The sequence below is a fragment of the Rhodobacter sp. P2_H5 genome (assembly GCF_056403335.1).
The window spans coordinates 1-14,768 of sequence record NZ_JBFUFS010000015.1 but is presented as its reverse complement, the minus strand read 5'-3'; the positions used below and the strand labels follow the sequence as shown (position 1 = coordinate 14,768).

The following is a 14,768-nucleotide window of genomic DNA, read 5'->3' as shown; positions in this document are numbered from 1 at the left end:
CGGGAAATGTCGAGTGTCTCTGTGCAGGTAAAGCGGGTGCGGATTGCGGTGGCGGGGGCCACGGGCCGGGTCGGGGCGGCGCTGGTGGCGCGGCTGGCCGAGGATCCGGTGGATCTGGTGGCGCTGACCCGGGATGCCGGCACGACGCGGCTGCCTTCCACGGTGGCGCGGAAGACGGTGGATTTCGGCACCCCGGCCAGCCTGACCGAGGCTTTGCGCGGCGTGGACCGGCTGTTCCTGGCGCATGGCACCTCGGACCGTCAGGTCGCCAACGAGATCGCGCTGATTGATGCCGCGGTCAGCGCGGGCGTGGCGCATATCGTGAAGCTTTCGGTCATGGGGCCGCCGACCCGGCTGCATCCTTTCGACTGGCACATGCAGATCGAGGCGCATCTGGCGCGGCAGGATCTCGGCTATACCGTGCTGCGGCCCAGCACCTTTGTCGATATCCTCACCGCGCGGGCCGGCAAGGCGGTGGCCGGGGGCTGGTGGGGCGGCGCCGCGGGCGAGGGCCGCGTCAACCTGATCGACACGCGCGACATTGCCGATGCGGCGCGGGTTGTGCTGCTGGATGACCAGCATCTGCAGGCGCAACGCGCTTATCACCTGACCGGACCGGCGGCGGTCAGCATGCCCGATATCGCGCAAACCCTGTCGCAGCTTTTGGGCAAGCCGGTGACCTACCACCACCGCACGCCCGAGGAGCATCGCAAGGTCCTGATCGATTCCGGTCAGACCCCGATGGTCGCGGATCTGCAGCTGGGTCTGGACCGGATTTTCCATGACGAGGTGATGACCGAGACGACCACCACGGTCGCGGCTTTGACCGGCCACGCACCGCGCTCGGCCGCGGGCTGGCTGCAGGACAACCTGGCCGCGTTCCGCTAGGGCGTGAGAAGGGGGCGAGGCGCCCCCTTAGCCTTGGTCTACTCCAGCTCGATCGTGCCCGGCGGCTTGGAGGTGCAGTCGTAGAAGACCCGGTTGATGCCCTTGACCTCGTTGATGATCCGCGTGGCGGTCTGGCCGAGGAAATCATGCGTGAAGGGGTAGTAATCCGCCGTCATGCCATCGACTGACGTTACCGCCCGCAAAGCCAGCGCATAGTCATAAGTGCGTCCGTCACCCATCACACCGACGGTTTTCATCGGCAGAATGGCGGCAAAGGCCTGCCAGATCTCATCGTAGAGCCCGTGTTTCCGGATCTGGTCGATATAGACCGCATCGGCGCGGCGCAGGATCTCCAGCTTTTCGGTGGTGATCTCACCCGGGCAGCGGATGGCAAGGCCGGGGCCGGGGAAGGGGTGGCGGCCGATGAAGCTGGCCGGCAGGCCAAGCTCGCGGCCCAAGGCGCGGACCTCGTCCTTGAACAGCTCTCGCAGCGGTTCGACCAGCTTCAGGCCCATCTTCTCCGGCAGCCCGCCGACATTGTGGTGCGACTTGATGGTGACCGAGGGCCCGCCCGAGAAGCTGACGCTTTCGATCACGTCAGGGTAAAGCGTGCCTTGGGCGAGGAACTTCGCCCCGCCGACCTCATGCGCGTGTTTCTGGAACACGTCGATGAAGAGCTTGCCGATCGTCTTGCGCTTGACCTCAGGGTCGGAGACGCCTTCCAGCGCGCCAAGGAAGAGCGCGCTTTCATCGGCATGGATCAGCGGGATGTTGTATTCGTCGCGGAACATCGAGACGACCTGCTCCGCCTCGCCCAAGCGCAGAAGCCCGTGGTCGACGAAGACGCAGGTCAGCTGGTCGCCGATGGCCTCATGGATCAGCACCGCCGCGACGGAAGAATCGACCCCGCCCGACAGACCGCAGATCACCTTGGCATCGCCGACCTGTTCACGGATCTTGCGGATCGCCTCTTCGCGGTAGGCGCCCATGGTCCAGTCGCCCTTGAAGCCCGCGAGTTTCACGAAATTGGCGTAAAGCTCGGCGCCTTTCGGTGTATGGTGCACCTCGGGGTGGAATTGTACGGCGTAGAAATTGCGCTTCACATCGGCAGTGATCGCGAAAGGCGCGTTGGGGGAGGTGCCGTAAACCTCGAACCCCGGGGCGATTTTGGAGACATGGTCGCCGTGGCTCATCCAGACCTGCTCGTCACCCGTGGTGAACCAGCCTTCCAGCAGCGGCAGGTCAGTGGTGGCGGGGGTGACGTAGGCCTTGCCGAACTCCGCCGTGCCGTGGCCGCCTTCGACATGGCCGCCCAGCACATGCATCATCACCTGCTGGCCGTAGCAGATGCCAAGGATCGGCACACCCATCTCGAACACGCCCATCGGCGGCATCGGCGCGCCGTCCCAATAGACCGAGGCCGGGCCGCCTGAGAAGATCACCGCCTTGGGTGCGAAGTCCGCAAGGAAGGCGTCGTCGATCTTGTTGTAAGGGTGGATCTCGCAATAGACGTGCAGCTCCCGCAGACGGCGCGCGATCAGTTGCGTCACCTGGGAACCGAAGTCGATGATCAGCAGGCGATCATGCTGGGGGGCGTGAAGCGGGGCGGGGTGCGATGCAGCTTGGGTCATGCGCCCGATTATCTAGGGCGCGGCAGAATCGCAAGACCCCTGCTGATCCTCGCCGAAAAGCTCGCGGTGGCGGGCCAGAATCCGGGGCCAGAGGCGGGAGATATCGACGTCTTTGATGCCGAAATGCGCGGAAAGCAGGGTTTCCAGCGCCTCCGCCGTGTCGATGCGCTGCTTTTCCACCCCCTCGGGTGTGGTGCGGCGCAACACCCGGCCCAGAAGGGTGAGGGAATCGTCCTTTCCCATCAGAATCACCTCGGCATTCTGGACGAAATGCGAGCCGGGGTCGGATTGCAGATAGGCGTTCTGGCGCAGGAAGATGGCCTCATCCGCCGGGGTTTCGCTGAAATCGAAGGTCTCGGGCGCGCCAAGCGGATGGTTGTGAAAGCGCCAGTAGCCGTCGGGCAGCCGCTCCAGCCGGAAACTGAGCTTGCCGTCGTGGTGCAGCCCCTCGGTCAGGGGGATCGGCCCGCGCAACCCGTCGCCGAGGCCGAGGTCGCAAAGCCAGGGCTGATCCAGGAAAGCGATCAGTGTCAGGTGGTTGCCCAAGGCGGCATCGCCCCGCTCGCGCCGATAGACGCCTGCCACGCAGCGCCGGACTTCAAAGCCCAACTGGCCCAGAGCCCAGCCCAGAAGCCCGTTCGTCTCGTAACACCAGCCGCCGCGGCGCCGGGTCACCAGCTTGTCGAAGATCCGTTCGGGGTCGAGGTCGAGGGGGACGCCCTGCTGAATATCCAGCCCCTCGTAGGGGATGGCATGGGCCTGCGCCCGGTGGACGGCCTGCAGGGTGGCCAGGGTCGGGGTCCGTTCCTGATCTGGCGGACCCGCAAGCCCGATCCGTTCGAGATAGTCGTCCAGCCGCATCACACGCTCCTTTCCGCCAGCCTAAAGCCGCGCGCCGCCGCTGACGCGTCGTTTCCGTCAAAGTTCGATGTCGGTTTTAGGCCGCAAGCGGCGCTTTCGGGGCGCCGCAAAGCCGCCACCTCGGCCATAACAGGCAAAACTTTCGGGAGAAGAACCATGAGCGATACGGGTGCAGCGCGCCGAGTGCGTGGCGGCGGTGGGGCAACACGCCGGGCCGAGCGGACGGCTGTCAGCTTCGAGACCGCGAAGTTCATCGAACGCCAGATCCCGAATTTCGAGATCCTGAACGAAGAAGCCCTGCAGATCATCGAATGGAACGCGGAAACCGTTCTGGAAGAGATCGGCGTGAATTTCGTCGAAAACCCCGCCGCCCTGCAACGCTGGCGCGATGCCGGCGCCGATGTGAAGGGCGAACGCGTCCATATTCCGCGCGGCCTTGCGCGCAAGCTCTGCGCCACCGCGCCGAAAAGCTTCACCCAATATGCCCGCAACCCGGCGCGCAATGTCGATATCGGCGGCAAGAATCTGGTCCTCGCCCCGGTCTATGGCCCGCCCTTCGTCCGCGATGCCGAAGGTGGGCGCCGCTATGCGACGCTGGCGGATTTCCGCAATTTCGTGAAGCTCGGCTATATGTCGAAATGGCTGCACCATTCCGGCGGCACGGTCTGCGAGCCGACCGACATTCCGGTGAACAAGCGCCACCTCGACATGCTCTTGGCCCACATGACTCTGTCGGACAAGCCCTACATGGGTTCGGTGACCGAGCCGTCGCGGGCGGCTGATTCGGTGGCCATGTCGAAGATCCTGTTCGGCGATGCCTTCGTCGACCAGAACACGGTGATGACCTCGCTCATCAACATCAACTCGCCGATGACCTTTGACGGCATCATGATGGGTGCGCTGGAGGTTTATGCGCAGAACAATCAGGCGGCGATCGTCTCGCCCTTCATCGTCGGCGGGGCCATGGCGCCGGTGACGGTGGCGGGCACCTTGACGCAGGTTCTGGCCGAGGTTCTGGCCGGTGTCGCCTATAGCCAGCTGGTGCGGGCGGGCGCGCCGGTGATTGCCGGGGCTTTCGTGACCTCGATCGACATGAACTCCGGTGCGCCGACCTTCGGGACGCCGGAAGCCGCACATATCACCTATGGCGTGGGCCAACTGGTGCGGCGTCTGGGGCTGCCTTACCGTTCGGCGGGGGCTTTCTGCGGCTCCAAGCTTCCCGATGCGCAGGCGGCTTACGAATCGGCCAACTCGCTCAACATGGGGCTTCTGTCGGGCGTGAACTTCATGCTGCATGCCTGCGGCTGGCTGGAGGGCGGGTTGGTGTCGTCTTACGAGAAGTTCGTGATGGATGCCGACCAGCTGGGCACGCTGCACCATCTGGCGCAGGGCGTGCATATGGATATCAACGGCCAGGCGATGGACGCAATCCGCGAAGTCGGTCCGGGCGGCCACTACCTCGGCTGCGAGCACACCCAGGCCAACTTCAAGACCGCCTTCTGGCGCAGCGATCTTTTCGACTACAAGCCCTTCGAGACCTGGGCCGATGAGGGGTCGCGCGACACCCAGGCCCTGGCCTCGGAGCGGGTCAAGAAGATGCTGGGCGATTACGTCCAGCCCGCGCTGGACGAAGGCAAGCAGGAAGAGCTGGAGGCTTTCGTGGCCAACCGCAAAGCCTCGATGCCGGATGCGTTCATCTGATCGTTTCGATAACGGAAACGGGAAGGCCCGCGCCGAAAGGGTTTGGCGCGGGCTTTTTGTTGCGTCCCGGGCGTCAATCGGCGGGGGTTTGCGCGCGGAAATTGACAGGGCAGGGCGGGCGCGGCTAGCCTTTCCTTACCCGTTTCGGACGTCCGGGAGATGATGGCCGGTCCGAAAGGTCTTTCCATGTCTCACCGTTTCACCCCCGCCACCCGGCGCTTCATCGACTGCCCGGCGCTGGAACAGCCGCTTGCCCCGCGCGATCACGTCATATTCGGGGCCGCGCATGGCACGCCTTATCCGGCCACCTCGGACATGGGCTATGATGTGGCCACCGGCAGCAGCACGGCGCCGCAGGCGATCCGCGATGCGGCGACGCAGAACTCCTCGCTGTTGAGCAACTACGATTTCGACCTTGGCGGGCCCCTGCTGAACGAGGGTCAGCATGGTCTTTTCGATGCTGGCGATCTCGCGCTGGACCCGCTGGACAGGCCCGCCAACCGCGCCGCCATCGCCGCCGCCACGCGCGAGATCGTGGCGGCGGGGGCGGTGCCGGTGATGATCGGCGGCGACGATTCCGTGCCGATCCCGTTTCTGGCGGGCTTTGCCGGCACAAGGGTGAACATCCTGCAGATCGACGCGCATATCGACTGGCGCGACACGGTGGGCGGCGAAAAGTTCGGCTATTCCAGCACGATGCGCCGCGCCTCCGAACAGGGGCATGTCGGGTCCATCACGCAGGTGGGCATGCGCGGCGTCGGCAGCGCGGGGCCTGCCGAGGTGCGCGCCGCGCTGGATTGGGGTGCGAAGCTGGTGACGGTGGAGAAGGCGCGCGCCCTTGGTCCGCAAGGTGTGGCCGGGCTGATCCCCTCCGGGGCGCCGCTGATCATCCAGATCGACCTTGATGCCTTTGACCCTTCGGTCTGTGCCGCGGTCAATGCGCCCTCGCCCGGCGGTTTCAGCTTTGCCGAGCTTACGGCGATCCTGAAGGCCGCGATCCAGGCGCATGGGCTGGCTGGCCTCTCGGTCGTCGAACTGGTCCCCGCCCGCGATGCCGACCTGCGCTCGGCCAACGCGGCGGCGCGGGTGATCTGCAATGCGATCGGGTGGTCGGTCCGTCAGGGCTGACCGGCCACCCGCCGCGACAGGGTGTGGTGCGGGCCTAAAGCTTGACCATCACCCGGGGCAACAGCCGCACTTCGGCCATCAGCGCGATCAAAATTTCGATGTGGCGGGTCAGCGAATAGGCGGCATCGCCGGATTTGCGAATTTCTTCAAGGCGTTCCTCCTCGTTCAACAGGCGCGGCACCGCGCGGTCCGGGGCCGGCTGCTGGCCGTCAAGCAATCGCTTCAGGTCGCGGTCGCGCCGGTAATCGCACAGGCCGAAGCGGGCCGCGCGGATCAAAAGCTGCGGGCGGCGCAGGTCAGCGAGCAGGGCGCGAAAGTCGGTCATGGCAGCAACTCCGATGCGTATTGTTTCGATTTGCGCATCATGCCGCAGCACAACCAAGCGTTGCACAACGCCGGATTCCACCGTGCGATGGTTACTGGTTTGTTTAAGATTTCGAAACAATTATACGAAGATGCTCAGAAATTAACGATTGGGTAATGAATGCTGCTCAGTGTCGTAAAACTGCAAGTTGTCTCTACGCGGTCGCTTGCGCCGCAGCCGGAACCCGATATGCAACCCAATCTGAGCGCCCATCTGACCCTGCCTGCCTGGATACCGGACGCGGTGCGACTATACCTTGATCACACCGAAACCGGCCTGTCGCTGCGCGCCATTGCCCGGCGCGACGGGCGGCACGCCTCCACCGTCCTGCGCCAGGTCCGCCGCTACGAGGGCCGCCGCGACGATCCTTTGCTGGACGAAGCGCTGGAGGCCCTGGCCCGGCAGCAGGCAAGCCCCTCTTCGGAACCAGCCAGAAAGGATCCAGCCATGTCCGCCCCCCTCCGCCACCCGAACCTTGCCCTTGATGAAGCAGCCCTCCACCGCGAGGGCCGCCGGATCCTGCGCCGCCTGGCCGAGCCGGGCTCGGTACTGGCGGTGGCGCCTGACATGGAAAAGGCCGTGGTGATGCGCGAGTTTCCCGATGGGCGCAGCGCGCGCACCGGGGTGGTCGACCGCGCCTATGCCCAGGCCTTCGTGCTGAAGGACTGGATCGCGATCCGCAAGGCCGGGCGGGTGACGAGTTACGAGCTGTCCGCCACCGGCAGGCTGGCGCTGAGGCGGATGGTGGAGGAGGAGGAGAGCACCCGCCTCGGCCTCGCCGAGGCGCCGGCGGCCTTCGCAGGCCAGCACCGCGACTGGGCCGAACGCGAGATCGCGACCGACGAGGGCCCGCGCCGGATGCGCTACAACCTCGCCGAAAGCCCGGTGGCGGTGCTGGGGCGGCGGCGCGACAAGGACGGCAAGGTCTTCCTGACGCCCGATCTGATCGACGCGGCCGAACGGCTGCGCGAGGATTTCGAGCTGGCGCAGATGGGCCCGCGCGTCACGCAGAACTGGGAGCGCTTCCTGACCACCGGCGACCGCGGCGGCTTTCGCGCCGACAATGGCCTGGCCGAGGGACCGCGCGCCGCGCGCGAAAGGGTGGCCGCAGCCTTGCGCGACCTTGGCCCGGGTCTCGGCGATGTGGCCTTGCGGGTCTGCTGTTTCCTGGAAGGCATCGAGGCGGCCGAGCGCCGGATGGGCTGGGCCGCGCGCTCGGGCAAGATCGTCCTGCGCATCGCCCTGCAACGCCTGCGCCGGCATTATGACGAGACCTATGGCAGGTCCGGCCCGCTGATCGGGTGAAACCCCTGGGAAGATGGGCACATTGCCCATCCTACCAAATTTCCGCAGCGCAGGTGGCTATTGGTAGGATGGGCAATCTGCCCATCTTCCCGAAGCCTCAGACCCGGGTGATCCCGGCCTTGTAGACCAGTCCCGCCACGGCGCCGCCGGCCAGGGGTGCCAGGATGAAGACCCAAAGCTGGGCCAGCGCCGTGCCGCCAACAAACAGCGCCGGGCCGATCGAGCGCGCCGGGTTGACCGATACCCCGGTCACATCGATCCCCACCAGATGGATCGCGGCCAAAGTCAGCCCGATCGCCAGACCCGCCATGGCCCCGGGCGCGGACTTTTCGGTCGCTCCCAGAATGACGGTGACAAAAAGGAAGGTCATCACCGTCTCGAAGATCAAGGCCGAGGAGAGGGCATATTCGCCCAGATAGCCCGGCCCATAGCCGTTCTGCCCCAGACCATTGACCGCGATCACATAATCCGCCCTGCCGGTCGCGATCAGATAAAGGATTCCCGCGCCAAGCACCGCCCCCACGATCTGCGCCACCGCATAGGCGAGAAAGTCGCTCAGGCTCATCCGCCCGGCCAGCGCCATGCCCAGGCTCACCGCCGGGTTCAGATGCGCCCCCGAGATCGCGCCCAACCCGTAAGCCGCCGCCACGATCGCCAGCCCGAAGGCCAGCGCGATCCCCAGCATCCCGATATGTCCGCCCATCAAGACAGCGGCACCACAACCAAACAGCACCAGGATCAAAGTTCCCAGCGCCTCCGCAATCATCCTTTTCGCCATCCGTTCCCCCCGCAATCCATCTGCGCTATCCGCCTTGTTGAAATTCCGTCTCTTGCCCGTCCCATCCCCCGGCCCAAGGCTTCGGAAGCCTGGGCCTGCCGCGATGTGCTGTCACGGGGAAAAGCCGCCGTCCCGCGTCAGTCCCGCGCCGGGCCGCGTCCTGCGCCGCCCGGTCGAGGCCGCCAAAATCCTTCAGCTTTTGAACAGCTTGTTCAGCCCCAGATAATCTTCCGGGTTCTCCTCGTCGGCGAATTTGTCCTCGATCTTCTTGCGGGTCGCCATGCAGGTCGCCTTCGCGTCATCGGATAGCTTCTTGATCTCGATCCCGGCCTTTTTGACATCGTCATGGTCCTTGGACTCGGCGATCTCTTTCTTGAACTTCGACACCAGCTTGGCAAACTCGCCATAGATCTTGTGCATCGCCTCCAGTTGGAACTGTGCGGTTTCCAGCGATTTCATCGCCTTTTGCGGAGATTTGTCGGCGGCGGCGGCCAGGGCGTCCTTGCAGAGTTTCTCGATCCGCTTGTCAAGCTCGCCCATGTCCTTGATGCGCTTCTTGTTATTGGCCTCCGACAGGGGGCGCGGCATCTCGCCCTCCTCCTTGGCGGGCTTGGCCTTCTTCAGCGCCTCGGCCAGGAAATGGTCGATCAGCTTGTCGAATTGCGCGTTGAAGGTGGTGAGGAATTTCTCGGGCTTGAAGCCCAGGGCATGGGCGCTGAACAGATCCTTGACCTTGGCGGCCAGTTCGAGACGCAGCTTCTCGACCTTGCGCTGCGCCGGAGAGCTGACCTTCGCCGCCTTCAGCGATTTCAGCACCGCCTCGTTCATCTTGTCGCCGATCTTGCCCAGGCTGTCGCATTCGTCGCAATAGGTGTCGAGCGCCTTCAACTCGCCGACCAGCGCCTTGCGGTCCGCCTCGAGCAGTTTCTTGGCATCGACAAAACCCTTGTTCTTGGCAAAATCCGCCACGGTCTTGCCGACGATGCCCGCCTCATGCGCCGCCAGAACCGCCTTTTCAAAGGCCTTCTCATGCGTTTCGATCAGCTTGTCGCGGGTCTGGATCGCGTGCCACAGCTTGTTGGCCCCGTCGAGGGAATAAGACTTGCACTTCGCCTGCAGCTTGCCGATCTCTGCTTCGACCTTTGCCCAATCTTCGGCCATGTCAAAATGCCCCGCTTGCAATGCCGCCATGCAATCTTCATGGACAAAGCGGATGAGAACAACTTTTCATCCCTTGCGTCAAAGGTTATGTCTGAGGCATGGCCGCCCAGCCGCGGCAGGAGAAAGCGATGACCTCACGCGACCTGAAGTTGCCCGAAGAGCGCCACCCCGAAAAGGCGCACAAGGCCGATAATCCGCAGCCGAAAAAGCCCAGCTGGATCCGCGTGAAGGCGCCCACCTCCGAAGGCTACAAGCAGACCCGCGACATCCTGCGCGAGAAAAAGCTGGTCACCGTCTGCGAAGAGGCCGGCTGCCCGAACGTCGGCGAGTGCTGGAGCCAGGGCCACGCCACCATGATGATCATGGGCGAGATCTGCACCCGCGGCTGTTCCTTCTGCAACATCGCGACCGGCAAGCCCAAGGCGCTCGACGCGTTCGAGCCGGGCCGCGTCGCCCATGCCGTCTCGGAGCTTGGCCTGAAACATGTGGTCGTGACCTCCGTCGACCGCGACGATCTCGATGATGGCGGGGCCGAGCATTTCGCCATGACGATCCGCGCCATCCGCCACCGCGCGCCCGGCACCACGATCGAGGTGCTGACCCCCGACTTCCTGAAATGCCCGCCCTCCGCCCTTGAAAAAGTGGTCGAGGCGCGCCCGGATGTCTTCAACCACAACCTTGAAACCGTCCCCGGCCTCTACCCCGAGGTGCGTCCCGGCGCGCGCTATTTCCACTCGCTGCGCCTGCTGCAGAAGGTCAAGGAGCTTGACCCGACGCTTTTCACCAAATCCGGCATCATGGTCGGCCTCGGTGAGGACCGTCAGGCCGTGTTGCAGGTGATGGACGACATGCGCGCCGCGGACGTGGATTTCCTGACCATCGGCCAGTATCTGCAACCCACGCCGAAACACCACCGCGTCGACCGCTTCGTCACCCCTGACGAGTTCAAATCCTACGAGACCGCCGCTTGGGGCAAGGGCTTCTCGATGGTCTCGGCCACGCCCCTGACGCGCTCCTCCTACCACGCCGGCGACGATTTCGCCCGCCTGCGCGCCAACCGGCTGGAAAAACTGGGCCAGGCCTGATCCCGACCGGGCCTGCCCCCTAACGCCCCCCCCGGCCCCCCCCTTCATTGGTCCATAAATATCCCACGGGGGCCCGGGGGTGTGAAACCCCCGGCCTTGATGCAGCAGGCCAGGGCTGACCTATGCCAATCCCGGGCTATGCGGGCGGCACGAAGGCCTGAAAGATCTCCTGAAACACCGGCAGGGCCTCGCAGGCCTGCGCATGGGCGGCCAGGGCGGGAAAAGGGCTGCGGTCGATGTCGGGCAGGGCATCGCTGAGGAAACGCCAGGCGCAGGCCACGGCGATGTCGGCGTGACTCATCTCGGCGCCAAACCACCAGGGGCCGGGGCGGGCGCCCCGGTCCGCCTCCAGCGCCTGCGCCGCACCGGTGATCTGCGCCGCGCAGCGCGTCTGCCAGGTGGGCGAGGGCACCGGATGCAGCACGCGTTCGTAAAACAGGCTCACCGCTTTTTCGGCCATCCCGGTGCCCAGCGCCACGATGCGCAGGACCTGGTGGCGCTCGGGCTCGCTCCGCGGCGCCAGTGGCCGGGCGGCCAGGCTGTCGAGGTAGTCGAGGATCAGGTGGCTGTCGGTCAGCACCGTACCTTCCGCCAGCACCAGCGCGGGCACCCGCATCAGCGGGTTGAGGCGCCCGACCTCGGCTGCATTGCCAAAGACCGACAACGGGCGCTGTTCAAAAGCCATCCCGTAAAGCCGCAGGGCGATGCCGACGCGGCGCACGAAAGGGCTGTCATATTGACCGATCAGGATCATCTCTGCCGCCGCCTCCATCCTATTTGACCGGCTTTACGGCCTGCAGATAGGCCACGATGGCCCGCACATCGCTTTCCGGCAGATGGCCCATGTTGTCGACCACATGCGCCATCTCGCCGCCCACGGCATCGTACTCCGGGGTGAAGCCGGTGGTGAGGTAGGTAAAGATTTCCTCCCCCGTCCAGGTCAGCGCGCCGGGGGTGATGTTGGGCACTTTGCCCTTGCCATCGGGCGTCGCCGCCCCGGCGAGCCAGCGCGATTTGTCCAAGCCGCCCAGCGGGTTGCGCGGTGTGTGGCATTCGCCGCAATGGGCCAGCCCCTCGGCGAGGTAGCGGCCCCGCGTGACCTCGGGCGACAGATCCCCGGTCAGCACATAGCCGGTGCCGCCGAACAGAAGCTTCCAGCCACCCAGCGCGCGGCGGATGCTGAAGGGAAAGCCCACCCCATGCGGCGTGTTCGGCACTGCCGAGGCGGGCAGCGTGTCCATGAAGGCCTTGAGGTCGACGAGATCCTGCGGCGCCATCTTGGCATAGGCGACATAGGGCATCGCGGGATATTCATGCGCGCCATTCGGCAGGATGCCATCCTGCACCGCATGGGCAAAGGTCGCCGTGCTCCAGCCACCGATCCCCTCGGCCGGATCGGTCGAGATATTGGGGGCGTAGAAAGTGCCAAAGGCGGTCTGGAAGGCTTTGCCGCCGGAGAGCACCAGCTGATCCGACCCCTTGGCATCCGGCGCCATATGGCAGGAGGCGCAGCCCGCGGCCCAGAAGATCGTTTCGCCATGGCCCTTGTCGCCGGTCAGACCTGCCAGCGCCTCGGTCGGGCGCTGGACGGGGGCGGTCAGATACCAGCCGAACGCCCCGCCCGCGATGGCGAGGGCGGCCAGACTGCGCAGAATGGCGGCCATGCGATGCTCCTGTCTCGTTTTCACGAAAGGTTGCACAGGCGGTGAGGCCCGGCAAGCCGCCGGGCACGACTTGACCCGATCGTGAAGCGGAAGAGCGTGGTCGCTGCGGGTGAAATTCAGGGTTTCGGCAGGCCGCGCATCGGGCCATTGACCTTCAGCCAGTCCGGCCAGCCCCAAAAATGCTCGATGCCCACCACCGCGAGACAGAGGCCAATGGTCACCGCCACGAGGATCACCCGCGCCAGGCTCGGCGGGTGGCGCAGCCAGCGCACCATGCGGAGGAGCCAGATCGGATTCATCGCTTGCCCTGCGCTTTCTGCCAGCGCCCCAGATCAAGCCAGGGTGCCGCGCTGAAATGCAAATTGGCGCGCGAGGGCGAGGGCAGGGCCCACAGCGCCATGCCCGGCCAGCGCGCATCCTCCGCCAGGCGCCCCGGCGCCAGCCGCTTGTCGCCCAAAGCCGTGCGCGCCGCCTTGAGGCTGGTGAAGGCCAGCGCGCCGGGCCGCCACTGGCTCACCACTTCGGCCAGCCGCTGCGGCAGATAGGCGCTTTCGGGAATGTCCTTGTCCATGCCCGCTACCGCCTTGGCCAGATCGGTCAGGCCAAGCCCGAAGCCCGGCATCAGATGATCCTCGTCCGGGGTCAGCTGGCGTGGCGTCAACCCGGCCTCGGCCAGAAGCCCCCAGAACCGGTTGCCCGGCCCGGCATAGTAATGCCCGCGCCGGGCCGAGACAAAGCCCGGCGCCGTGCCGCAGAACAGCACCGTCAGGCCGGGCGCCAGAAAGTCGGGCAGCACGTCGGGTGTCGCGTCTGGTATCACGGCGGGCGGAACCTCCGGCAAGATCTCGGGCAACGGGGCAGTCATCGTCTATGTCTTCGCCTATTCGGTGAACCGCACCTTGCCGATATAGGGCAGGTTGCGGTTCCGCTGGGCAAAGTCGATGCCGTAGCCCACGACGAATTCATCGGGGATCTCGAAGCCGGTCCAGGTCGCCTTGATATCGACCTCGCGCCGCGATGGCTTGTCCAGGAGGGCGCAGATCGCCAGACGCCGCGGCTCGCGCGCCTCCAGAAGCTTGCGGACATGGGTCAGGGTAAAGCCGGTATCGACGATATCCTCGACCACCAGCACATCCTTGCCGGCAATTTCGCCGCGAAGATCCTTGAGGATGCGCACCTCGCGCGAGGAATGGGTGGCATTGCCGTAGGAGGAGGCTTCGAGGAAATCCACCTCGACCGGCAGGGCAATCTCGCGCACGAGATCGGCGATGAAGACGAAAGAGCCACGCAGCAGGCCCACGACCACCAGCTTGTCGGTGCCGCGGAAATGCTCGGTGATTTCGGTCGCCAGCTCCTCGACCCGCGCCGCGATGGCCTTGGCGCTGATCATCTGGTCGATCACATAAGGTCGTTCCGGCATGGGGCCCTCTTGATTTCTGGCGCAAGCCTACTCAAAAGCAGGGCGGCAGGACTGGCAAGAGGCAAAGCCCCGCAGCCGGATCAGAGAAGGGCAGAAGATGACGCGCCATCACGAAGAAAAACTCCTGCCGCATACGGCAGATGAGATGTTCGCCCTGGTGGCCGATGTCGCGCGCTACCCCGAGTTCCTGCCCTGGACCGCTGCCGCCCGCATCCGCTCGCGCAGCCCGGTGGAGGGCGGCGCCACAGGGGATGAGGTGATGGAGGCGGATCTGGTGATCTCCTTCAAGCTGTTCCGCGAACGCTTTGGCAGTCGGGTGACCCTGTTGCCGGGCGAGGGCAAGATCCTGACCGAATACCTCGACGGCCCGTTCCGCCACCTGAAATCGGTCTGGAGCTTTGCCGATGCGCCGAGCGAAGCCGGTGCGCCGCGCTGCAAGGTGGTCTTCGACGTGGATTTCGAGTTCCGCAACGCGATCCTGGCCGGGGTGATCGGTCTGGTCTTCAACGAGGCGATGACCCGCGTGGTGCGCGCTTTCGAGGCCCGGGCCACCAAGCTTTACGGCACAAGATAGGGCGCGCTTCCGGCTAGATGGGCATATTGCCCATCCTTGTCTCTTGGCGATCTGCGACAATGGAGGTTGCAGACGAGACCCCGTTCCATCCTTGGGTGCATGAGCCCGTCCGGTAGCTTGGGGCTCGTCTGCGTCTTCGCGTTCAAACCTGAACAGTTGCCTGGGGCGCTGCGCCAACAGACGACCCCGCAGATCAAGGACAGGCCGC

General features: G+C 65.3%; 16 protein-coding genes. 6 read left to right on the top strand and 10 right to left on the bottom strand.

What is annotated here, in order from left to right; all coding sequences use genetic code 11:
- Positions 1 to 6 precede the first annotated feature (6 nt).
- A complete protein-coding gene (locus AC1DVR_RS17670) occupies positions 7 to 888 on the top strand; it encodes an NmrA family NAD(P)-binding protein (protein WP_478001922.1) in 882 nt (293 codons plus the stop codon).
- Positions 889 to 926: 38 nt separating this feature from the next.
- Here AC1DVR_RS17670 and guaA read toward each other — a convergent pair whose 3' ends face one another.
- On the bottom strand, positions 927 to 2,519 hold the full coding sequence (guaA, locus tag AC1DVR_RS17665) for a glutamine-hydrolyzing GMP synthase (RefSeq protein WP_478001921.1): 1,593 nt from the start codon (positions 2,517 to 2,519) through the stop codon (positions 927 to 929).
- A 12-nt stretch (positions 2,520 to 2,531) separates the two neighbouring features.
- Positions 2,532 to 3,380 carry an arylamine N-acetyltransferase family protein gene (locus tag AC1DVR_RS17660; RefSeq protein ID WP_478001920.1) on the bottom strand — a complete coding sequence of 283 codons (849 nt, stop codon included), beginning with the start codon at positions 3,378 to 3,380 and terminating at the stop codon, positions 2,532 to 2,534.
- A gap of 156 nt (positions 3,381 to 3,536) precedes the next feature.
- Between AC1DVR_RS17660 and AC1DVR_RS17655 the strand changes: the two genes are divergently transcribed.
- Both AC1DVR_RS17655 and AC1DVR_RS17650 read left to right on the top strand, forming a co-directional pair.
- Positions 3,537 to 5,081 carry a trimethylamine methyltransferase family protein gene (locus AC1DVR_RS17655; protein WP_478001919.1) on the top strand — a complete coding sequence of 515 codons (1,545 nt, stop codon included), beginning with the start codon at positions 3,537 to 3,539 and terminating at the stop codon, positions 5,079 to 5,081.
- A 186-nt stretch (positions 5,082 to 5,267) separates the two neighbouring features.
- On the top strand, positions 5,268 to 6,209 hold the full coding sequence (locus AC1DVR_RS17650) for an arginase family protein (protein ID WP_478001918.1): 942 nt from the start codon (positions 5,268 to 5,270) through the stop codon (positions 6,207 to 6,209).
- A gap of 34 nt (positions 6,210 to 6,243) precedes the next feature.
- Here the strand turns inward: AC1DVR_RS17650 and AC1DVR_RS17645 are convergent, their stop codons facing one another.
- Complete coding sequence (locus AC1DVR_RS17645) at positions 6,244 to 6,654, bottom strand: DUF6477 family protein (RefSeq protein WP_478001917.1); 411 nt, start codon at positions 6,652 to 6,654, stop codon at positions 6,244 to 6,246.
- Positions 6,655 to 6,762: 108 nt separating this feature from the next.
- On the opposite strand from AC1DVR_RS17645, the gene AC1DVR_RS17640 reads away from it, so the two are divergent.
- Positions 6,763 to 7,878: a DUF6456 domain-containing protein gene (locus AC1DVR_RS17640; protein ID WP_478001916.1), complete on the top strand. Its 1,116-nt coding sequence runs from the start codon at positions 6,763 to 6,765 to the stop codon at positions 7,876 to 7,878.
- A gap of 97 nt (positions 7,879 to 7,975) precedes the next feature.
- On the opposite strand, the gene AC1DVR_RS17635 is transcribed toward AC1DVR_RS17640, so the two are convergent.
- Positions 7,976 to 8,656, bottom strand: a complete 681-nt coding sequence (locus tag AC1DVR_RS17635) for an MIP family channel protein (protein WP_478001915.1) — start codon at positions 8,654 to 8,656, stop codon at positions 7,976 to 7,978.
- 192 nt (positions 8,657 to 8,848) lie between these two features.
- Entirely contained in the window at positions 8,849 to 9,847 is a 999-nt protein-coding gene (locus tag AC1DVR_RS17630; protein ID WP_478001914.1) for a hypothetical protein, read from the bottom strand.
- Positions 9,848 to 9,945: 98 nt separating this feature from the next.
- On the opposite strand from AC1DVR_RS17630, the gene lipA reads away from it, so the two are divergent.
- On the top strand, positions 9,946 to 10,902 hold the full coding sequence (lipA, locus tag AC1DVR_RS17625; RefSeq protein ID WP_478001913.1) for a lipoyl synthase: 957 nt from the start codon (positions 9,946 to 9,948) through the stop codon (positions 10,900 to 10,902).
- Positions 10,903 to 11,038: 136 nt separating this feature from the next.
- On the opposite strand, the gene AC1DVR_RS17620 is transcribed toward lipA, so the two are convergent.
- From AC1DVR_RS17620 to hpt, 5 genes are all read right to left on the bottom strand, one after another.
- Positions 11,039 to 11,656, bottom strand: coding sequence for a glutathione S-transferase family protein (locus tag AC1DVR_RS17620; RefSeq protein WP_478001912.1), 618 nt, complete (start codon positions 11,654 to 11,656; stop codon positions 11,039 to 11,041).
- Positions 11,657 to 11,675: 19 nt separating this feature from the next.
- Positions 11,676 to 12,566, bottom strand: a complete 891-nt coding sequence (locus AC1DVR_RS17615) for a c-type cytochrome (protein WP_478001911.1) — start codon at positions 12,564 to 12,566, stop codon at positions 11,676 to 11,678.
- Between the two features lie 116 nt (positions 12,567 to 12,682).
- A complete protein-coding gene (locus AC1DVR_RS17610) occupies positions 12,683 to 12,865 on the bottom strand; it encodes a hypothetical protein (protein WP_478001910.1) in 183 nt (60 codons plus the stop codon).
- Entirely contained in the window at positions 12,862 to 13,431 is a 570-nt protein-coding gene (locus AC1DVR_RS17605) for a mismatch-specific DNA-glycosylase (RefSeq protein WP_478001909.1), read from the bottom strand. Before AC1DVR_RS17605 ends, AC1DVR_RS17610 begins: the two co-directional genes overlap by 4 nt.
- Positions 13,432 to 13,446: 15 nt before the next feature.
- Positions 13,447 to 13,986, bottom strand: a complete 540-nt coding sequence (hpt, locus tag AC1DVR_RS17600; protein WP_478001908.1) for a hypoxanthine phosphoribosyltransferase — start codon at positions 13,984 to 13,986, stop codon at positions 13,447 to 13,449.
- A gap of 97 nt (positions 13,987 to 14,083) precedes the next feature.
- On the opposite strand from hpt, the gene AC1DVR_RS17595 reads away from it, so the two are divergent.
- Positions 14,084 to 14,560, top strand: a complete 477-nt coding sequence (locus tag AC1DVR_RS17595) for a type II toxin-antitoxin system RatA family toxin (RefSeq protein WP_478001907.1) — start codon at positions 14,084 to 14,086, stop codon at positions 14,558 to 14,560.
- Positions 14,561 to 14,768: the final 208 nt, after the last annotated feature.

Excerpts from the sequence above, each read along its gene's own strand:
- AC1DVR_RS17650 (WP_478001918.1), top strand. The coding sequence starts at position 5,268 with ATGTCTCACCGTTTCACCCCCGCCACCCGGCGCTTCATCGACTGCCCG.
- AC1DVR_RS17640 (WP_478001916.1), top strand. The coding sequence starts at position 6,763 with ATGCAACCCAATCTGAGCGCCCATCTGACCCTGCCTGCCTGGATACCG.
- AC1DVR_RS17595 (WP_478001907.1), top strand. The coding sequence starts at position 14,084 with ATGACGCGCCATCACGAAGAAAAACTCCTGCCGCATACGGCAGATGAG.
- guaA (WP_478001921.1), bottom strand. The coding sequence starts at position 2,519 with ATGACCCAAGCTGCATCGCACCCCGCCCCGCTTCACGCCCCCCAGCAT.
- AC1DVR_RS17615 (WP_478001911.1), bottom strand. The coding sequence starts at position 12,566 with ATGGCCGCCATTCTGCGCAGTCTGGCCGCCCTCGCCATCGCGGGCGGG.
- AC1DVR_RS17610 (WP_478001910.1), bottom strand. The coding sequence starts at position 12,865 with ATGAATCCGATCTGGCTCCTCCGCATGGTGCGCTGGCTGCGCCACCCG.
- AC1DVR_RS17635 (WP_478001915.1), bottom strand. The coding sequence starts at position 8,656 with ATGGCGAAAAGGATGATTGCGGAGGCGCTGGGAACTTTGATCCTGGTG.
- lipA (WP_478001913.1), top strand. The coding sequence starts at position 9,946 with ATGACCTCACGCGACCTGAAGTTGCCCGAAGAGCGCCACCCCGAAAAG.
- AC1DVR_RS17670 (WP_478001922.1), top strand. The coding sequence starts at position 7 with ATGTCGAGTGTCTCTGTGCAGGTAAAGCGGGTGCGGATTGCGGTGGCG.
- hpt (WP_478001908.1), bottom strand. The coding sequence starts at position 13,986 with ATGCCGGAACGACCTTATGTGATCGACCAGATGATCAGCGCCAAGGCC.
- AC1DVR_RS17605 (WP_478001909.1), bottom strand. The coding sequence starts at position 13,431 with ATGACTGCCCCGTTGCCCGAGATCTTGCCGGAGGTTCCGCCCGCCGTG.
- AC1DVR_RS17630 (WP_478001914.1), bottom strand. The coding sequence starts at position 9,847 with ATGGCGGCATTGCAAGCGGGGCATTTTGACATGGCCGAAGATTGGGCA.
- AC1DVR_RS17660 (WP_478001920.1), bottom strand. The coding sequence starts at position 3,380 with ATGCGGCTGGACGACTATCTCGAACGGATCGGGCTTGCGGGTCCGCCA.
- AC1DVR_RS17655 (WP_478001919.1), top strand. The coding sequence starts at position 3,537 with ATGAGCGATACGGGTGCAGCGCGCCGAGTGCGTGGCGGCGGTGGGGCA.
- AC1DVR_RS17620 (WP_478001912.1), bottom strand. The coding sequence starts at position 11,656 with ATGATCCTGATCGGTCAATATGACAGCCCTTTCGTGCGCCGCGTCGGC.